General features: G+C 68.7%; 16 protein-coding genes. 3 read left to right on the forward strand and 13 right to left on the reverse strand.

The window, feature by feature from the left end:
* The first annotated feature begins 58 nt into the window (after window positions 1-58).
* Both ettA and pyrF read left to right on the forward strand, forming a co-directional pair.
* Window positions 59-1,720, forward strand: coding sequence for an energy-dependent translational throttle protein EttA (gene ettA / locus IU514_RS17965; protein WP_194932520.1), 1,662 nt, complete (start codon window positions 59-61; stop codon window positions 1,718-1,720).
* Window positions 1,721-1,781: 61 nt separating this feature from the next.
* Entirely contained in the window at window positions 1,782-2,594 is an 813-nt protein-coding gene (pyrF, locus tag IU514_RS17970; RefSeq protein ID WP_194932521.1) for an orotidine-5'-phosphate decarboxylase, read from the forward strand.
* Here the strand turns inward: pyrF and IU514_RS17975 are convergent, their stop codons facing one another.
* The 13 genes from IU514_RS17975 to gspE form a co-directional block, all read right to left on the reverse strand.
* Window positions 2,595-3,455 (reverse strand): glycosyltransferase family 2 protein, encoded by an 861-nt coding sequence (locus IU514_RS17975; RefSeq protein WP_194932522.1) that lies wholly within the window; start codon window positions 3,453-3,455, stop codon window positions 2,595-2,597. It lies immediately after the preceding gene.
* A gap of 26 nt (window positions 3,456-3,481) precedes the next feature.
* Window positions 3,482-4,345 carry a glycosyltransferase gene (locus IU514_RS17980; protein WP_194932587.1) on the reverse strand — a complete coding sequence of 288 codons (864 nt, stop codon included), beginning with the start codon at window positions 4,343-4,345 and terminating at the stop codon, window positions 3,482-3,484.
* A gap of 8 nt (window positions 4,346-4,353) precedes the next feature.
* Entirely contained in the window at window positions 4,354-6,549 is a 2,196-nt protein-coding gene (gene gspD / locus IU514_RS17985; RefSeq protein WP_194932588.1) for a type II secretion system secretin GspD, read from the reverse strand.
* Window positions 6,550-6,628: 79 nt separating this feature from the next.
* Window positions 6,629-7,447, reverse strand: coding sequence for a general secretion pathway protein GspN (locus IU514_RS17990; protein ID WP_194932523.1), 819 nt, complete (start codon window positions 7,445-7,447; stop codon window positions 6,629-6,631).
* Window positions 7,448-7,454: 7 nt separating this feature from the next.
* Window positions 7,455-8,075, reverse strand: coding sequence for a type II secretion system protein GspM (gene gspM / locus IU514_RS17995; RefSeq protein WP_194932524.1), 621 nt, complete (start codon window positions 8,073-8,075; stop codon window positions 7,455-7,457).
* A complete protein-coding gene (locus IU514_RS18000) occupies window positions 8,059-9,216 on the reverse strand; it encodes a PilN domain-containing protein (protein WP_194932525.1) in 1,158 nt (385 codons plus the stop codon). Before IU514_RS18000 ends, gspM begins: the two co-directional genes overlap by 17 nt.
* On the reverse strand, window positions 9,213-10,121 hold the full coding sequence (locus IU514_RS18005; protein WP_194932526.1) for a type II secretion system minor pseudopilin: 909 nt from the start codon (window positions 10,119-10,121) through the stop codon (window positions 9,213-9,215). The genes IU514_RS18000 and IU514_RS18005 overlap by 4 nt, the downstream gene beginning before the upstream one ends.
* Window positions 10,121-10,804: a prepilin-type N-terminal cleavage/methylation domain-containing protein gene (locus IU514_RS18010; RefSeq protein ID WP_194932527.1), complete on the reverse strand. Its 684-nt coding sequence runs from the start codon at window positions 10,802-10,804 to the stop codon at window positions 10,121-10,123. Before IU514_RS18010 ends, IU514_RS18005 begins: the two co-directional genes overlap by 1 nt.
* Window positions 10,801-11,250: a type II secretion system protein XpsI gene (xpsI, locus tag IU514_RS18015; protein ID WP_324187866.1), complete on the reverse strand. Its 450-nt coding sequence runs from the start codon at window positions 11,248-11,250 to the stop codon at window positions 10,801-10,803. The genes IU514_RS18010 and xpsI overlap by 4 nt, the downstream gene beginning before the upstream one ends.
* Window positions 11,247-11,705: a type II secretion system protein XpsH gene (xpsH, locus tag IU514_RS18020; protein WP_228760847.1), complete on the reverse strand. Its 459-nt coding sequence runs from the start codon at window positions 11,703-11,705 to the stop codon at window positions 11,247-11,249. The genes xpsI and xpsH overlap by 4 nt, the downstream gene beginning before the upstream one ends.
* 27 nt (window positions 11,706-11,732) lie before the next feature.
* Entirely contained in the window at window positions 11,733-12,167 is a 435-nt protein-coding gene (gene gspG / locus IU514_RS18025) for a type II secretion system major pseudopilin GspG (protein WP_194932528.1), read from the reverse strand.
* A gap of 367 nt (window positions 12,168-12,534) precedes the next feature.
* Window positions 12,535-13,752, reverse strand: coding sequence for a type II secretion system protein XpsF (gene xpsF, locus IU514_RS18030; RefSeq protein ID WP_194932529.1), 1,218 nt, complete (start codon window positions 13,750-13,752; stop codon window positions 12,535-12,537).
* Window positions 13,753-13,756: 4 nt separating this feature from the next.
* The gene (gene gspE / locus IU514_RS18035; protein ID WP_194932530.1) at window positions 13,757-15,472 is read right to left on the reverse strand and encodes a type II secretion system ATPase GspE; all 1,716 of its coding nucleotides are present in this window, start codon (window positions 15,470-15,472) and stop codon (window positions 13,757-13,759) included.
* Between the two features lie 235 nt (window positions 15,473-15,707).
* Here gspE and IU514_RS18040 point away from each other — a divergent pair, with 235 nt between their 5' ends.
* A complete protein-coding gene (locus IU514_RS18040) occupies window positions 15,708-16,391 on the forward strand; it encodes a helix-turn-helix transcriptional regulator (protein ID WP_194932531.1) in 684 nt (227 codons plus the stop codon).
* Window positions 16,392-16,485: the final 94 nt, after the last annotated feature.

Consider the following 16,485-nt stretch of genomic DNA (forward strand, 5'->3'; position numbering starts at 1 on the left):
CTCGCCCAGACCCTGGCCCTCCCGGCCGGGCTGGTCGCGTCCCGGTTCCGGAGTCCGCATGCAATACATCTACACCATGAACGGCGTCAGCAAGGTCGTGCCGCCGAAGCGCCAGATCATCAAGGACATCTCGCTGTCGTTCTTCCCGGGCGCCAAGATCGGCCTGCTCGGCCTCAACGGCGCGGGCAAGTCGACGGTGCTGAAGATCATGGCCGGCGTGGATACGGACTTCGTCGGCGAGGCGCGTCCGCAGGCGGGCATTAAGGTCGGCTACCTGGCGCAGGAACCGCAGCTTGATCCCACCCACACCGTGCGCCAGGCAGTGGAAGTAGGCCTGGGAGAGATCATCAACGCACAGACCGCGCTCGATGCTGTCTACGCTGCCTACGCCGAAGAAGGCGCCGACTTCGACAAGCTCGCCGCCGAGCAGCAGCGCCTGGAGGCGATCCTCGCCGCCGGCGACGCCCATACGCTGGAGAACCAGCTGGAAGTCGCCGCCGACGCGCTGCGCCTGCCGCCGTGGGATGCGGTGATCGGCAACCTGTCGGGCGGCGAGAAGCGCCGCGTCGCGCTGTGCCAGCTGCTGCTGCAGAAGCCGGACATGCTGCTGCTCGACGAGCCGACCAACCACCTCGACGCCGAGTCGGTGGAATGGCTGGAGCAGTTCCTGGCGCGCTACGCCGGCACCGTGGTGGCCGTCACCCACGACCGCTACTTCCTCGACAACGCCGCCGAGTGGATCCTCGAACTCGACCGCGGCCGCGGCATTCCGTGGAAGGGCAACTACACCGACTGGCTGGTGCAGAAGGAAGAGCGCCTGAAGCAGGAAGAGAACCAGGAAAAGGCGCGCCAGAAGGCGATCCACAAGGAACTGGAGTGGGCTCGCCAGAACGCAAAGGGCGGCCGCTCGAAGGGCAAGGCGCGACTGGCGCGTATCGAAGAGCTGCAGTCGGTCGACTACCAGAAGCGCAACGAGACGAATGAAATCTTCATTCCGCCGGGCGAGCGCCTGGGCAACAAGGTCATCGAGTTCAAGAACGTCAGCAAGAAGTTCGGCGAGCGCCTGCTGATCGACAACCTGAACTTCTCGGTGCCGCCGGGCGCCATCGTCGGCATCATCGGTCCGAACGGCGCCGGCAAGTCGACGCTGTTCAAGATGATCACCGGCCAGGAGAAGCCGGATTCGGGCGAAATCGACATGGGCTCGACCGTGAAGCTGGCCTACGTCGACCAGAGCCGCGACGCGCTGACGGGCAACCACAACGTGTTCCAGGAAGTCTCCGGCGGCCTGGACATCCTCAACATCAACGGCATCGAGATCCAGTCGCGCGCCTACATCGGCCGCTTCAACTTCAAGGGTCAGGACCAGCAGAAGCTCGTCGGCTCGCTGTCCGGCGGTGAGCGCGGTCGCCTGCACATGGCCAAGACCCTGCTGCAGGGCGGCAACGTGCTGCTGCTCGACGAACCGTCGAACGACCTCGACATCGAAACGCTGCGCGCGCTGGAAGACGCGCTGCTCGAGTTCCCGGGCAACACCTTCGTGATCTCGCACGACCGCTGGTTCCTGGACCGCATCGCCACGCACATCCTCGCCTTCGAGGGCGACTCGCACGTGGAGTTCTTCCAGGGCAACTACCGCGAGTACGAGGAAGACAAGAAGCGCCGCCTCGGCGCCGAAGGTGCACAGCCGCACCGCCTGCGCTTCAAGGCGCTGAAGTAAGAACGCAACAACCGACGCCCACCGCAAGGTGGGCGTCGTCGCAATCACCCGAGGAAACGACATGAGCTTCATGCAGGCACTGCGCAACCGCTGGACCCAGGCCGACTCGCTGGTCTGCGTCGGCCTGGATCCGGAGCCGGCGAAGTTCCCGGCGAAGTTCGCCCAGGACGCCGACGCGGTGTTCAACTTCTGCCGCGACATCGTCGACGCGACGGCCGAACATGTCTGCGCGTTCAAGCCGCAGATCGCGCACTTCGCCGCACTCGGTGCCGAGGACGCGCTGCAGCGCGTGATCGCCCACATCCATGCCGCGCACCCCGGCATCCCGGTGATCCTCGACAGCAAGCGCGGCGACATCGGCAGCACGGCGCAGCACTATGCGAGCGAGGCCTTCGACCGCTACGCCGCCGACGCGGTGACGGCCAATCCGTACCTCGGCCACGATTCGGTGCAGCCGTTCCTCGATCGCGCCGACCGCGGCGTGGTCATCCTGTGCCGCACCTCGAACCCGGGCGCCGGCGACCTGCAGGACCTCACCATCGATGGCCGCCCGCTGTACCAGCACGTCGCCGAGAAGGTCGCGCGCGAGTGGAACGGCCATGGCAACTGCTCGCTGGTCGTCGGCGCGACCTGGCCGGCGCAGTTGAAGGAAGTGCGTGCGATCGTCGGCGACGTTCCGTTCCTGGTGCCGGGCGTCGGCGCGCAGGGCGGCGATGTCGAGGCCGTGGTGTCCAACGCGAAGACCGCTGACGGCACGGGCCTGATGGTCAGCAGTTCGCGTGCGGTGCTGTACGCATCCGCGGTTGACGACTACGCACAGGCCGCGGCGAACGAAGCCCGGCGCCTGCGCGACGAGATCAACCGCTACCGCTGATCAGCGTCTCGCCCACGCCCGCGCCAGCGCCAGCGGAAAGCGCAGCCAGATCGCTGCGAACACGCCAGCCTGCACGCCCAGGCCCCGGCGCGGCGCCTCGAACTTGCGGAAGTAGCGCCACAGGCCACGGTGCTTGTGCCACTCGACGAAAACCGGTCGCGATCGGCTCGACACGCCGCGCACGTGCAGCACGCGAACCGCGTTGGCGACACCGATGAACGCACCCGCCTGGCGTGCACGCCGGCACAGGTCCAGGTCTTCCGCATGCAGCCGGTAGCCTTCGTCGAAGCCGCCGATGCGCTGGAACAGCGCGCGCGGCGTCAGCATCAGCGCTCCGGACACGGCCTCGACCTTCTGCAGTGCTTCGCCATCGTCCGGCGCCACGTCCAGCGTGGAGGCTGGAGCCGCGCCACGGAAAGCGTTGGCGAGCATCGCGGCGAAATCGGGATCCTGGCGGCGTGCCGCACTGTCGCGAACGCCGCGCTCGTCGACCAGGTCGGCGCCAAGCAGGCAGTCCCCGCGCGTCGCGGCGAGCGCGCGCAAGCGCGACAGCGTGTCGCGCTCGACCATGCAATCGGGATTGACGAATGCGAGCCAGTCCATGCCCGCTCCCGCCGCGGCCGCGCCCTGGTTGCAGGCGACCGCAAAGCCGGGGTTATCGGGGTTGGCGACGAAGCGCACGCGCGGGTCGGCCAGGGCGTGGCGCTGCACGGTCTCCAGCGTTCCATCCTCCGAGCCGTTGTCGACGACCCGGATCACGCCGACACCTTCGGCGGTACGCAACCGCTGCAGGCATTCGTCGATGGTTTCCGCGCTCTGGTAGGTCACCACTACCGCGGCGATCGGCCCCGCTTCGTTCATTCCTTCACCTTCGCCGCTGCGGACGTTCAGTCTTCTCCCGCATGCGGGAAGGAGGAAGGATAGGCGAAGAGATCGCGTTGTGGCTGCGGCGGCCCCAGGGTTTCAAGCAGGGCGGCCAGCTGCACGCGCGAGGCGCGCAACGGGTCCTGCATCAGGAAACCGGCGAGCCGCGCATGCCAGTCGGGCCAGCGCGCGGCCAGGGCGTCCATGTCGCCGTCGGCCGGCACGCCTTCGCCGGGGCGGGCGACGAATGCGGTATCGCACAGCACGTTGCGCCAGCCCAGGCCGGCCAGTCGCAGCGACAGGTCGATCAATGCCGCGTACCACGAACCGTAGCTGCTTGCGTCCAGGCCGCCCGCCCGGCGGCGTGCGCTACCGCGCAAGACCACGGCGTGGCCGACGGCCGCGGGCAGCTCGGGATGCTCGGCCGGCATCGCCGCGACGGCGCGCGCGAAGTGTTCGGGATCTTCCGGTATCGGCGCGATCTCGCCGATGCGCGGCCAGGCCGCGGACTCGCCGGCATTGCTCCACGGCGTTGCGGTGCCGATCGCACCGTCGGCGGCGAAGCTGGCGTGCATGCGCGTCAGCCAGCCGGGCAGCGGCGTCGCGTCGGCAGCGAGCACGGCGACATCGGCATCGCCGCACGCGGCCAACACCTGGTCCAGGTGCGCGACTTCGCCGATGGCGCGCTGGCGCCGTGTGTAGTCAGCCTGCAGGCGCGTGCGCTTCATCCAGCGCTCGATGATGGCGTAACCGCGCGGGCCGACCTGTGCGTCGTCGGCGAGCCAGACGCGGGTTCCCGCCGGAGTGCTGGAATCCAGCGCGGCCAGGCAGGCGTCGAGCCCATCGTCGTCGGGGCCGACCGGCACCACGACGACGGGCAACTCGATGACCGACGTCACTGCTGGCCGGGCCTCCGGGGCTTGCTCTGCAGCGGCTCCATCGCGCGGAAGCGGCGGCCGTATTCGTCGGTGAGGTCGCGCGCCTCCTGCGGGTTGCGCACGATGGTCGGCGTGATCAGCACGATGACCTCGTTGCGCGACTGGCGCGAACGCTGCGTACCGAACAGGCCGCCGATCACCGGGATGCGACTGAGCCCGGGGAAACCCGAGGATCCGCGCTCGGCGCCGTCGCTGATCAGGCCAGCCAGCAGCACGGTGTCGCCGCTCTGCACCGCCGCCTCGGTCTTTAGCTTGCGCGTGTCGATGCGGACGTTGCCGTTGGGATCGGCGGTGGCCGGGCTGCCTGGCGTACTGACTTCCTGGACGATGTCGAGGAAGACCATGCCGTCCTTGGCCACGCGCGGCCGCACCTTGAGGATCGTGCCGGTGTCAAGGTACTGGACCTGGCTGTAGGTGTTGTCGGCCGTGCCGGTCGGGTTGACCGTCACCGACGAGATCGGGATGCGACTGCCGACATTGAGCGTGGCCTCGGCGTTGTTGCGCACCATCACCGATGGCGTCTGCAGCAGTTGCAGGTCGGTGATCGAATCAAGCGCGCTGATCACCGCCGCGGCATTGCGGCCGAGGAAGGTCCAGGACAGACCGGCCGGACTGCCGGTGATGGGCTGGATGCTGCCGGCGAGCGTGCTCCAGGTGTCGCGGCCGACCGCGTCGGGCAGGCCGGCGTCGGTGACGGCGCGCTCGAAGTACCAGTTCACGCCGTAGCGCAGGTCGCCCTGCAGTTGCACCTCGACCACCTGCGCCTCGATGTGCACCTGCATCGGCATGACGTCCAGCCGATCGATCACGTCGCGGATCGACTTCCAGGCGGAGGGGCTGCTGCGAACGATGAGCGAATTGGTCTCCTCGATCGCCGACACGCCGACGCGGTCGCCGTTGACGTCGAGCGTGACGGCAGCGTTGCCCTGTTCGCGTGCGCCCAGCGACAGCGAACCTTCCATGCCGCCGCCCGTGCCGCTGGTGGCGCCGTAATCGCCGTTGGCGCCTTCGTTGCCGAGAGTGGCGACGCTGCCGTTGCCGGAGTCCTGCAGCTCGACCGATTCCAGGCCGGGCATCAGCGAGGGTTGGCTGGACGTGGCGCCATTGCCGCCGCTGCGGCTGCTGCCGAATACGTCGGACAGGCGCTCAGCCAGTTCGCGCGCCTTGATGTATTTCAGTTCGTACGAATACAGCTGCACCGCGCCACCGGCGCTGTCGATCCTGTCCAGCCACTGCTGGATGTCGTCGAGATAGTTGGCCTGCGGCGTGATCACCAGCACCGCGTTGGCGCCCTCCAGCGGCATGAAGCGGAACATGCCGGCGACGGGCGACTTGCTCTGCTCGCCGAACACTTTCTCCAGGTCGGCCACGACCTTGGTGGCTTTGCCCGACTGCAGCGGGAACACGCCGACCGACATGCCGGCAAGCCAGTCGACGTCGAAGATGGCGATCGTGCGCAGGTAGTTCTCGAGTTCGGCCTTGCTGCCACCGACGGAGATGACGTTGCGCGCATTGTCGGTGCCGACGATCGCGTTGGGACGCGCATACGGCTTGAGGATCTTCTCCATCTCCGTGGCCGACACAAAGCGCAGCGGCACCGTGCGCACCTCGAACCCGCGTGCGTTCGCCGCCGGACCGGTGCGCGGCGCGACATTGCCCACCAGCGCCTGGTCGGCAGCCACGATGTTGTAACGGCCACCGGAATACACCAGCCGGGCGTTGTTCCAGCTCAGCACCATCTCCAGCAGGTTCAGCGCATCCGCCGGGCTGACGGGCTTGGGCGTGGCCAGCGTCACCGTGCCCTGCACGCCCGGTGCGATCACGTAGTTCTGGCCGAGCATGTCGCCCAGGATCGCCTTGACCACGGCATGCAGCGACTCGCCTTCGAAATTGAACGTGGCCTCGCCGGTGCTGCCACCCAGGTTGGGCGGCGGCGACGATGCCGCGCTGCGATTGATCACCTGGCCCGTGCCGCGGCGGATCTGCGGCCGCGCATCGCCAGCGTCCTGCGCCAGCGGCTGCGTCTGCACGCCGCCCGCGGTGGTCGTCGTGCCGGCTGGCGCGCCTGCGGTTGTCGTCGGGCCTTGAAGCGTGGCCGGATCGGCATCTCGCCGCACCTTGGGAGTCGGCACGCCGGCGCAGCCGGCGAGCATGGCGCCTACCGCGGCCGCCAGCAGCGTGGGTGCGAAGTGCGCGTGGACACTGTGTCGAAGGTTCATACGGGCACTCTTGTCAATTCCGGGCCGGCGGTGTCGTTTGCTGCTGCTTTTGTTGTTGCTGTTGTTGCTGGCGCAGTTGCGCGCGACGCGCCTCGATGCGCTTGCGGATCGCTTCCATCTGCTGGTCGGTGGCCTGCGCCTCCGCGGCGCTGCCCGGTTCGGCGACGATCGCCGGACCCTGCTGACCCGGGCGTTCGGCGTTGCCGGCAGGCGCGGCGGCGGCGCGCGCGGATGCCGGAACGGGAGCGGCAGGCTGCGGTTGCGGCTGGGTTTGCTGCTGCGGCGCGCGCACGCTCTGGCCGACCGGTGTCGCGCCGGGCTGCGCGATCGCCGTCGGCGGCTCGCCACCGGTGCCGTCGAACGTGCGCAACTCCATCGTGCGGCGGCCTTCCGGCCCTTCGAACACGGCACTGCGCGGGCTCAGCTCGGCCAGCCGCCACGACGGCTGCGATTCCGGGGCCTCGCCCAGCTTCACCCGCAGCGACTTGCTGCGATCGGGCGATTGCAGGATCGCCAGCCGCACCTGCGGCGTGATCAGCACACTGCTGAGGACGAAGTCGAAAGCCTGCGCGGATTCCGCGCCGCCATCGCCCTGCAGCGAGAAAGGCCTGGGCCGACGATCGTCGGAGAACAGTGGCCGCGAAACGATCTGATCGAACTGACCCAGCGGCGGTGCCGGTGTCGAAGCGCGCGTGCTTGGTTGCGGCAACGGCGGCAACTGCGCCTGGTCGGGATCGAGCGAACTGGCATGGCGCCCCATGCCGAGCAGCGCCAGCAACCACACGAGCACCGCCCAGCCTGCCAGCGCGGCCAGCAGCCAGGTACGGGGCATGGCCGTATCAACGCGCACGGTTGGCCTCCGTCGAAGCCGCCGCGGCGGATGCCGGCAGGTAACCGTAGAGATCGAAGCTCACGTCCAGCCCGCCTTCGCGCTGGCCGGCGGTGGCGCCGGTGCCTGGCGAGAAGAAGAAGCGCTGCGCGAGCACGTTGAGGTTGCCGACAAACAGCCGCGGCGTGCCGGTCTCGATCGAATGCAGCACGGCCGCCAGTTCGGGCGTGCCGCAACGCAGCCTCACCTGCACCACCACGCGCGCGAAACGATCGCGGCGCGGTTCCGTCATCGGCGAGCGGTTGGTGATCGCGCAGCTGCGGTTGCCCGGACTGGCCTGGCGGACGATGGTTTCCAGCCGCTGCACCAGCGCGGCAGTGGCGAGTTCGGCACTGGCTTCAGGCAGGAAGCCCGGGTCGCGCGCCTGCAGCAGGCGCTTGGCCACCTCGGGCGCCTGCTGCAGTTGCAGGCGCTGGCGAAGCTCGCGCTCCTGCATCGATTGCACGCGCTCGTTGGCCTCGCGCATCGGCACGCTCCACCAGGGATGCACCAGCAGCACATAGGCCACGGCGAGGACGCCGAGCAGCAGCGCCAGCGCCAGCCAACGATCGCGGTCAGCGATTTGCGGCATTGGCGGGCTCCGTGCGTGCCGGCGCGGTGCCGGCCAGTTCTGCGGTGAGGGTGAAGCGGTCGCGGCCACTGGCGGGATCGGGCTGGAGTGCGCCGGTCAGTGCCGGTGAACGCCACAGCGTCGAGCCCTGCAGGCGCCCGATCAGCGCCGGCGCCTCGCGGCTCAGGCCGATCAGGGTCAGGCGGTCTTCTTCGATCGACAGCTTTTCCAGGTAGGTGCTGTCGGGCAGGCGCCGCGTCAATTCATCCATGACCGCCACCACGGTCGGACGCGCGGCACGGGTGCGGTCGAGGAAGGCCTGGCCTTCCACCAGATCCGCCAGTCGCTGGCGCTGTACGGCCGCGCGGCGCGCCGCGTCGGCATTGCGGGTGATGCGCTGCTCAAGCTCGTCGGCCGCGGCGCGGCGATTGTTCAGCAGTTGCGCCATCCCCGCGGCGAGTGCGAGCAACGCAACCGCGAGCAGTGCGAGGTTCCAGCGCTGCCACGGATCGCTCCGGCGATGGCGCCGCGCGGGGTCGAGCAGGTTCACGCCCAGCGGCATGCCGTTGGCGGCGGCGACGTCGATGCCGGCCAGCGTCTGCGCAAGCGGACCGAGCCGATCGAGCAACGGCTCGATGGCGCTGCGCGGCACCACGACCAGTTCGACATCGAGCTGCCCGTCGCTTTCGCGGTGGCCCAGCACGCGCGCATCGTAGGCAACGGCGTCGGCGGTGAACGGTGTCTGCCGGTCGATCTCGAAACCGACCACGTCGCGAAGGCGATCGCCGGCAGCGGCCGGCAGCACCAGGCGCCGGCGCAGCGCGGCAGCGGCTGGCAGCATCAGCCAGTGCGGAAGGTCTGACAGGCGCGAGCCCAGCAGGCGGCCGGCGGCGGCCTCGTCGAAGGCGCCGGCGGGAACGACGGCCAGCTCACGCAGGTCCTCGCCCTGCTGCAGACGCAGGTGCACGTCGTCGCCGACGGCCTGCAACAGCAGGCGGCCGCGGTCGAGGCCGAGCACCTGGCGCACGCGCGCCGGCAGCCACGCCGCGAGCGAACGGCCCCACCACACCAGGAATCCGCCCGCGCCATAACGCCATCGCCCGCCTTTCGGCAGGCGATCTCGCCAGCGGATTCCGCCAACGCGGTCGGCCAATGAACTCATCGGGGTGAAGCTCCCTCTTCCCAACGCAACGGGGTGTAGATCCTGCCGGGCGTAGTGCCCGAGCCGAGGCGGACCACCGCCCGCAACAACGACTCGCGCCCATCGGCCAGCTTCGCCCGGCTCTCGATACTATAGGTTCCGCTGCGTTCGCCCACGAGCGATTCCCCTCCAGGAAGCCCCGGCGGCGGCAACCCGGACTCCGGGTTCCATCGCTGCCGCTGCGTGACCACGTCGTTTCCGTTCAACCCCATGGCATCCAGCACTTCAGCGGAAGCGAACGCCGGATCCGGGCGCATGCGGCCGCTGAAGACCGTCACGAACGGCTCCAGGCTGGCATACAGCTCCGGGGTGAAGCCCAGCACCTGCTCCAGTTCGGCCGTGCTTTCGAACTCCGCGTCCTTGGCCCCGTAAGGCCGCCCCGCTTCCTCGTAGTCGCGATCCTCGGCGCCGCCCGCGGGCTGCGTCAACTGGTCCGGATCGCGCCAGTCGACGATGGCCGCGGCCAGGCGCGCAGCCTGCTCCTGTCCCATCTCCCCCTCGCCGACACGCATCAGCAGCGACGTCAGCAACGACGCATCCGCCTGGTTGAGGTCGATCTTGCCGTTCTCGTCGATGAGCCGGACTTCGACCTGCGCACCCGCATACGACCAGCGGTTCGTGCTGCCGTCGGGGCGCCAACGCCGGCGCTGATCCTCGTCCTCGACTCGCGTCAACGCGTATTCCAAACCGGCGCGCGCAGCGTAGGAGGCCACCAGGCCGCGAGCCATGACCTGTCCCTGCATATGCTCGACCCGCGCCGCCAGCGCGAAGCCGCCGACCAGCGCGGCCATCAGCATGATCAGCCACAACACCAGCAGCAGCGCGGCACCTCGTGCATTGGACCGGACATTCCCTGGCGCACGCATCACAGGTTCTCCTGTGGCGGAGCCACGATCGCGCCCGCCGATGCCGTGGACAGCGGAAGCGCCACCACCAGCGGCGGCCACACGCGGCCGTCGCGGTCGGTCATCGTCACTTCGATCAGCATCGGCAGCTGGTCCGTGGTCTCCCAGCGCTCTTCCCAGTCGCCGAGGCTGCCGTCCTGGTTGAGCGTGCGGTAGCGGAACCGCGCCGATTCCAGGCCTTCCACCAGCAGCTCCGGTGGACGCGGTTCGCGTTCCTCGACGGTTTGGCCGGCCAGCACCATCGACAGCGCCAGCCGGATGCGTCCGTCGTCGCCGATCTCCAGGTCGTGCAGATACGGACCACCACGCCCCAGGTAGTCCGGCAGGTCGGCGACGAAGCGCATGCGCCCGGCCTCGCCGATGAAGCGCTGCGGCAATCCGCTGGAGGTGTCGACCGCGAACGGCACCGGGCGTATCGCAGTGAGGCGCTTGCGCAGGAAGTTCTCGACGGCACGCTCGCGCTCGTTGCGTTCCGCCATGGCCTCGCCACGCGTCGCGGTGCGCGTGGCCGCCGACAAGGTCGCGAACGCCAGCGCCAGCCCCGCCGCCAGCAGCACGGTCGCAAGCATCACTTCGATCAGCGTGAAGCCGCGCGCGTGCCGTGCGCGGCCCTGGATGCGATTCCCCGGTGTGGAGGCCGTCATGGCAACGAGGCTCCGGTGTCGGGCGGCGCCGCGCGCAGCGTGCGCAACTGCAGGCGCTGGCGCGGACCGCCGTCGCCCCATTGCATCGTCATCACCAGCTCCAGCATGCGCGGGCCCTGCAGGCTGCGCGGCTGGTTGCTGGCCGCGGCACTGGCATCGACCCAGGGCGACACCGACAGCGCCCAGTGGTAGCGGCCGCCGTCGATGTCGCCCTCGCTTTGTCCGGGCTGCAACGGTTCACCGACTCCAACCTGGTCCAGCAGCGACTGCGCATGCAGCGCCGCGCGCCCGGCATCGCCGGACCAGCGCACCTGCCGGGCCGCGCCGGACAACGTGCCAAGCAACAGGCTCAACCCGAGCGCGAGCAGCGCAAAGGCGACGATCACCTCGATCAGCGTGTAGCCACGCTGGCGCCGCGGCGCGAAGGAGGAGCGCAGCGCCGTCACGGCCGGTCGGCCTCGACGCGGCGCATCTTCACCTCGCCAGTCAGCCAGGCGACATCGATGTTCCAGGCGGTGCTGCGCATCTGCAGCTGCACGCGTCCGCCGGTCGAGGCGCCATCGGCGAAGAACATGATCGCGCCCTCGCCGGCCCGGGGCTGCACTTCGCGCGCGCCGATGAAGCGCACGCCCATCGACGGAGGAATCTCGCCGCTACGGTTGTTCGGCGCCGTCCAGGCGTGGGCCTGCGGATCGATCGTGAACTTCTGCGGCTGCCCGGTCGCGATCGCCTGCGTGCGCGTGTAGCGCAGCTGCGCGGCAATCTCCTTGGCGTTCGAGCGCAACTGCATGCCGGCAAAGCCGCCGCTCATGGCCGCGGCCGCAAGCACGCCGAGCGCGGCGATCAGCGCGATCACCAGCAGCATCTCCAGCAGCGATGTGCCCGCGACACGCGACCGCATGACCGCCCTCCCGGCCAGGCTGTTCGGTTACTGGTACTTGATGTCGGCGTCGACGCTGGTGCCGCCGGCCTTGCCGTCCTTGCCGAGGATCACGAGGTCGAACGCGCCGCTTTCGCCCGGCGTGCGGTACTCGACCGGATGGCCCCACGGGTCCTTGAGCTCGGCTTCCTTCGCATACGGGCCCAGCCAGCCGCTGGCGTCGGAAGGCTGCTTGACCAGCTCCTCCAGCGACGCCGGCAGGCGCCCGGTGTCCATCTGGAACGACTCGACCTTGCCCGCCAGCGTCTGCACCTGCGCCTTGGCGATGTTGTAGTCACCGCGATCCTTGCCACCGAGCACGCGGCTGCCGACGAAAGCCAGCACCGCGCCGATCAGCACGATCACGATGATGATCTCGATCAGGCTCATGCCGCGCTGCGCGGCGGCGGACGGGGAACGATTGATCGAACGGCGATTGCGCATGATGGAGTTCCTTCGAAAAGTCCTGTTTACCTGAATTATCCTGCCAATGGACTGACTGCGGCAGCTTGTATTCAGTTCCGTGAGCGGGAGGTGCCCCGCCTGCGTGATTCCTGGTTACGCGCGCATCCCACGCTGCGCCGCAAACCATCCTGCAGCCATCCATGGCGACGCACTACCGGCTTCGGAAACTCCGGCCCGGCCATCCGTGCCGGGCGTTCAGCGCGATGCGCGGCAGTGCCGCATGGCGCCGATCAACAAAATTGCTGCCCTCCATGGCGACGCACTACCGGCTTCGGAAAGCCCGGCCCGGCCATCCATGGCCGGGCGTTCGCCGATGCGCGAACCAATGGTTCGCAAACGCATCGGCTCACCCAATCGCACTGGTGAGGTCGTACAGCGGCGTCAGCACGGCCAATACGACGATGCCGACCACCGCCGCCAGCACGATCGTCACCACCGGCACCAGCGCCGCCAGCATGCGGTCCAGCGCCAGCGCGGTTTCCTGTTCGAACGTCTCGGCGGTCTTCACCAGCATCGCGTCCAGCGCACCCGATTCCTCGCCGACCTGGATCATCTGCATGGCCAGGCGCGGGAAGCGCTTGCCCCGGCCGAGCGCCGTCGACAGCGCGACGCCGTTCTTCACGTCGCCCGCGGCGGCTTCGACATCGGCCGCAAGCACGCGGTTGCCCAATACGTTGCGACCGATGCCGAGCGCGGCGATCAGCGGCACGCCATTGCGCACCAGCGTGCCCAGCGTGCGTGCAAGCCGTGCGGTCTCGATCTTGGCCACCAGTGGCCCGGCGAAGCGCTGGCGCAGCAGCCAGCCGTCGAAGCGTTCGCGGAACTCGGGGTCGCGACGCTTGCGATCGAACCACCACAACGCGAGCGCCGGCGCCACCAGCAGCAGGATCCACCAGTCGCGCACGAACATGCCCGCGCCCAGCACGATCTTCGTGAACAACGGCAGTTCGGCGTCGAGGCTTTCATACATCGCGGCAAACTGGGGCACGACGTAGCCCAGCAGGAACAGCAGGCTCAGGCCGACCATCACCAGCAGGATGGCCGGGTAGATCAGCGCGTTGATGACCTTTCCCTGCAGCTCGCGTGCGCGTTCCAGGTAGTCGGCAAGCCGCGCCAGCGTCTCCTGCAGGCTGCCGCCCGCCTCGCCGGCTCGCACCATGTTCACGTACAGGCGCGAGAACGTCCCGTGCTGGCGCTCCAGTGCCGCCGACAGTGAACTGCCACCGCGCACCGCATCGCGCACGTCGGCGATGGTGCGTCGCGCGGCTTCGTCTTCAGGCAGTTCCAGCAGGATCGTCAGCGCCCGGTCCAGCGGTTGCCCCGCGCCGAGCAGCGTCGCCAGCTGCTGAGTGAACTGCACCAGCCTCGGCCCTGAGAATGTCTTGGGCTTGAACAGTCCCTTCCACAGCGATGCGCCGGACACCTCGCTCGCCAGCTTGGCCTCGACCGGCAGATGGCCCTGCTCCTGCAGCCGCGCGACCACCTCGGAATTGCTCGTGGCCTCCATCTGGCCATCGAGCAGCTCGCCGCGGTTGTTGAGGGCTTTGTAGTAGTACAGCGGCATGGGCTTATGCGTCCTCGGTCACCCGCAGCACTTCCTCGATCGTGGTTTCGCCGGCGAGGGCCTTGGCGATGCCGTCTTCGTACATCGTGCGCATGCCACTCTGGCGGGCGAGCTGCTCGATCTCGCCCATGCCGGCATGGCGCATCACCGCGCGGCGCAGCTCGTCGTTCATCACCAGGAACTCCATGATCGTGGTGCGGCCGAGGTAGCCGGTGGGCGCGATCGCCGAACCGCGTGCGTGGTAGAGGTAGATGTCGCCTTGCGGCTGGTAACGGCGCAGGCCGAACTTCTCGATCTCCTCGGGACTGGCCAGGTAACGCTCGGCATGCGTCGGCTCGAGCTTGCGCACCAGGCGCTGGGCGAGGATGCCGTTGATGGTGGAGGTCAGCAGGTAATCCTCCACGCCCATGTCCAGCAGGCGCGTGATGCCGCCGGCGGCATTGTTGGTATGCAGCGTCGACAGCACGAGGTGGCCGGTGAGCGCGGACTGGATGGCAATGCGCGCGGTTTCGAGGTCGCGCATCTCGCCGATCATGATGATGTCGGGATCCTGGCGGACAATCGAACGAAGCGCGTGGGAGAAGTCCAGGCCGATCTGCGGCTTGGCCTGGATCTGGTTGATGCCCTCGATCTGGTATTCGACCGGGTCCTCGACGGTAATGATCTTGACGTCAGGCGTGTTGAGCTTGCTCAGCGCGGTGTACAGCGTGGTGGTCTTGCCGGAACCGGTCGGGCCGGTCACCAGCAGGATGCCGTGCGGCTGGTCGAGCACCTTCTGGAACTGCGGCAGGAAGTAGTCGGTGAAGCCCAGTCGCTTGAAGTCGAACACCACGGTTTCGCGGTCGAGCAGACGCATCACTACGCTCTCGCCGTGCGCGGTCGGGATCGTGCTGACGCGCAGGTCCAGCTCCTTGCCCTGCACGCGAAGCATGATGCGGCCGTCCTGCGGCAGGCGGCGCTCGGCGATGTTGAGCTTGGCCATGATCTTGATGCGGCTGATCACGGCGGCGGTGAGGTTGACCGGCGGGCTCTCGCCTTCGTTGAGCACGCCGTCGATGCGGTACCGCACCTTCAGGCGGTTCTCGAACGGCTCGATGTGGATGTCCGACGCGCGCAGTTCGACGGCACGCTGGATGACCAGGTTCACCAGGCGGATCACCGGCGCCTCGGAGGCGAGGTCGCGCAGGTGCTCGACGTCCTCCAGGTCGCCACCGCCCTCGCCTTCCGCGGTCTCGATGATCGCGCCCATCGCGCTGCGGCCCTGGCCGTACCAGCGCTCGATCAGGTCGTCGATCTCCGAACGAAGCGCCACCGCGGGGCGCACTTCACGCTGCGTCGCCAGGCGCACCGCGTCGAGCGTGTAGGCGTCCTGGGGATCCGCCATCAGCACGTCGACTGTGGTCTCGCCCTCGGCGATGGGGCACACCGCGAACTGCTTCATGAACTTCGGCGTCAGCGCCACGCCTTCGGGCGGCAGTTCCGGAGCGTCCTTGGCACTGACCAGCGGCAGGTCGAGCACGGCCGCCGCGGTCTCCGCATGGTCGCGCTCGGAGACCAGACCCAGCCGGGCCAGCAGCGTCAGCAGGCTGCCGCCGGTTTCCTCCTGCAGGCGCCGCGCTCGCACGAGGTCGGCATCCTTGAGCCGGCCCTTGGCGAGCAGCGCAGCGACGATGCGTTCGTCGGAGCCGCCTTCGATCCCACTGGATAGGACTGCGTTCACGTCTGTGCTGAGCCCTTCGGCCGACCTCCGTAGAAGACCCGACTTTACCAGTTCGGCGGACAGCACCCTGTTCACGAAACACCGCCCATGAGCTGGAACCACGGTGTTTGCTCGGCAATGTGGACATTTGCCTTCCGTGCCGCGTGGCACGCCATTCGTCCGGTTCACCGCCCAGGGTGTTCACACGCGAGCGAGCACGACGCTATCGTCTGGCCACTGGTCGAGGGGGAAGGCCATGGCGGATGACGGAGCGAAGGGCCCGCTTGCGGGACGCCGCGCGGTAGAGCGTCGCATCAGGCGCGAGGACCGCCCGGAGCAGTTGCACTGGATCGCCCAGGCGCGCTGCCTCGCGGCGACGCTGGACCTGCTGCCGCAGCCGATCGTGCTGCTGGTGCCCGCATCGCCCCTCCAGGTCTGGCACGCCAATGCCGCCGCACGCCGGCAACTCGCGGGCGAGGGCATCGTCCGGATGCGCGACGGCCGGTTGTCCTTCGCCGACCGCGCGCATGACGACCAGCTCCATGCGGCCGTCCGGCAGGCCCGCACTGCGGGCCCGGGCCTGGCGCAGGTCGTGGAGCTGCGCCAGGGAGAACGCCTGGCCGCGACGTTGCAGCTCCAATCCCTGGACTTCGGTCCCGGCCCCGGCTTGCCGGTGTCGGAAGTGCTGATGGTCGAGTTGCATGAGAAGGCGTCGATCGAACGCGGCCTTCAGCGGCTTTGCGACGAATACCTGATGACCCGCAAGGAAGCCGAGTGCGCGATCGGCCTTTACGCGATGGGCTCGCTCGACCAGTTCGCGCGCTGCGCGGGCAAGTCGATCCACACCGTGCGCAGCCAGATCAAGGCGGCGATGCACAAGACCGCCACCCACAACCAGGCCAGCCTCGTGGCGCTGGTGGCCGCCCGTCTGGGCGATTGAGCCGCTGGCGGCGTTTCATCCATCTGGGCGATGACGCCCTTGGTCACCTGCTCCTAGCGTCACCCGTCCGGGGGTCGCGAAGGCGCCAGGGGAC

Origin of the sequence: Lysobacter niastensis (assembly GCF_015453285.1) — a bacterium.
GTDB lineage: Bacteria > Pseudomonadota > Gammaproteobacteria > Xanthomonadales > Xanthomonadaceae > Lysobacter_J > Lysobacter_J niastensis.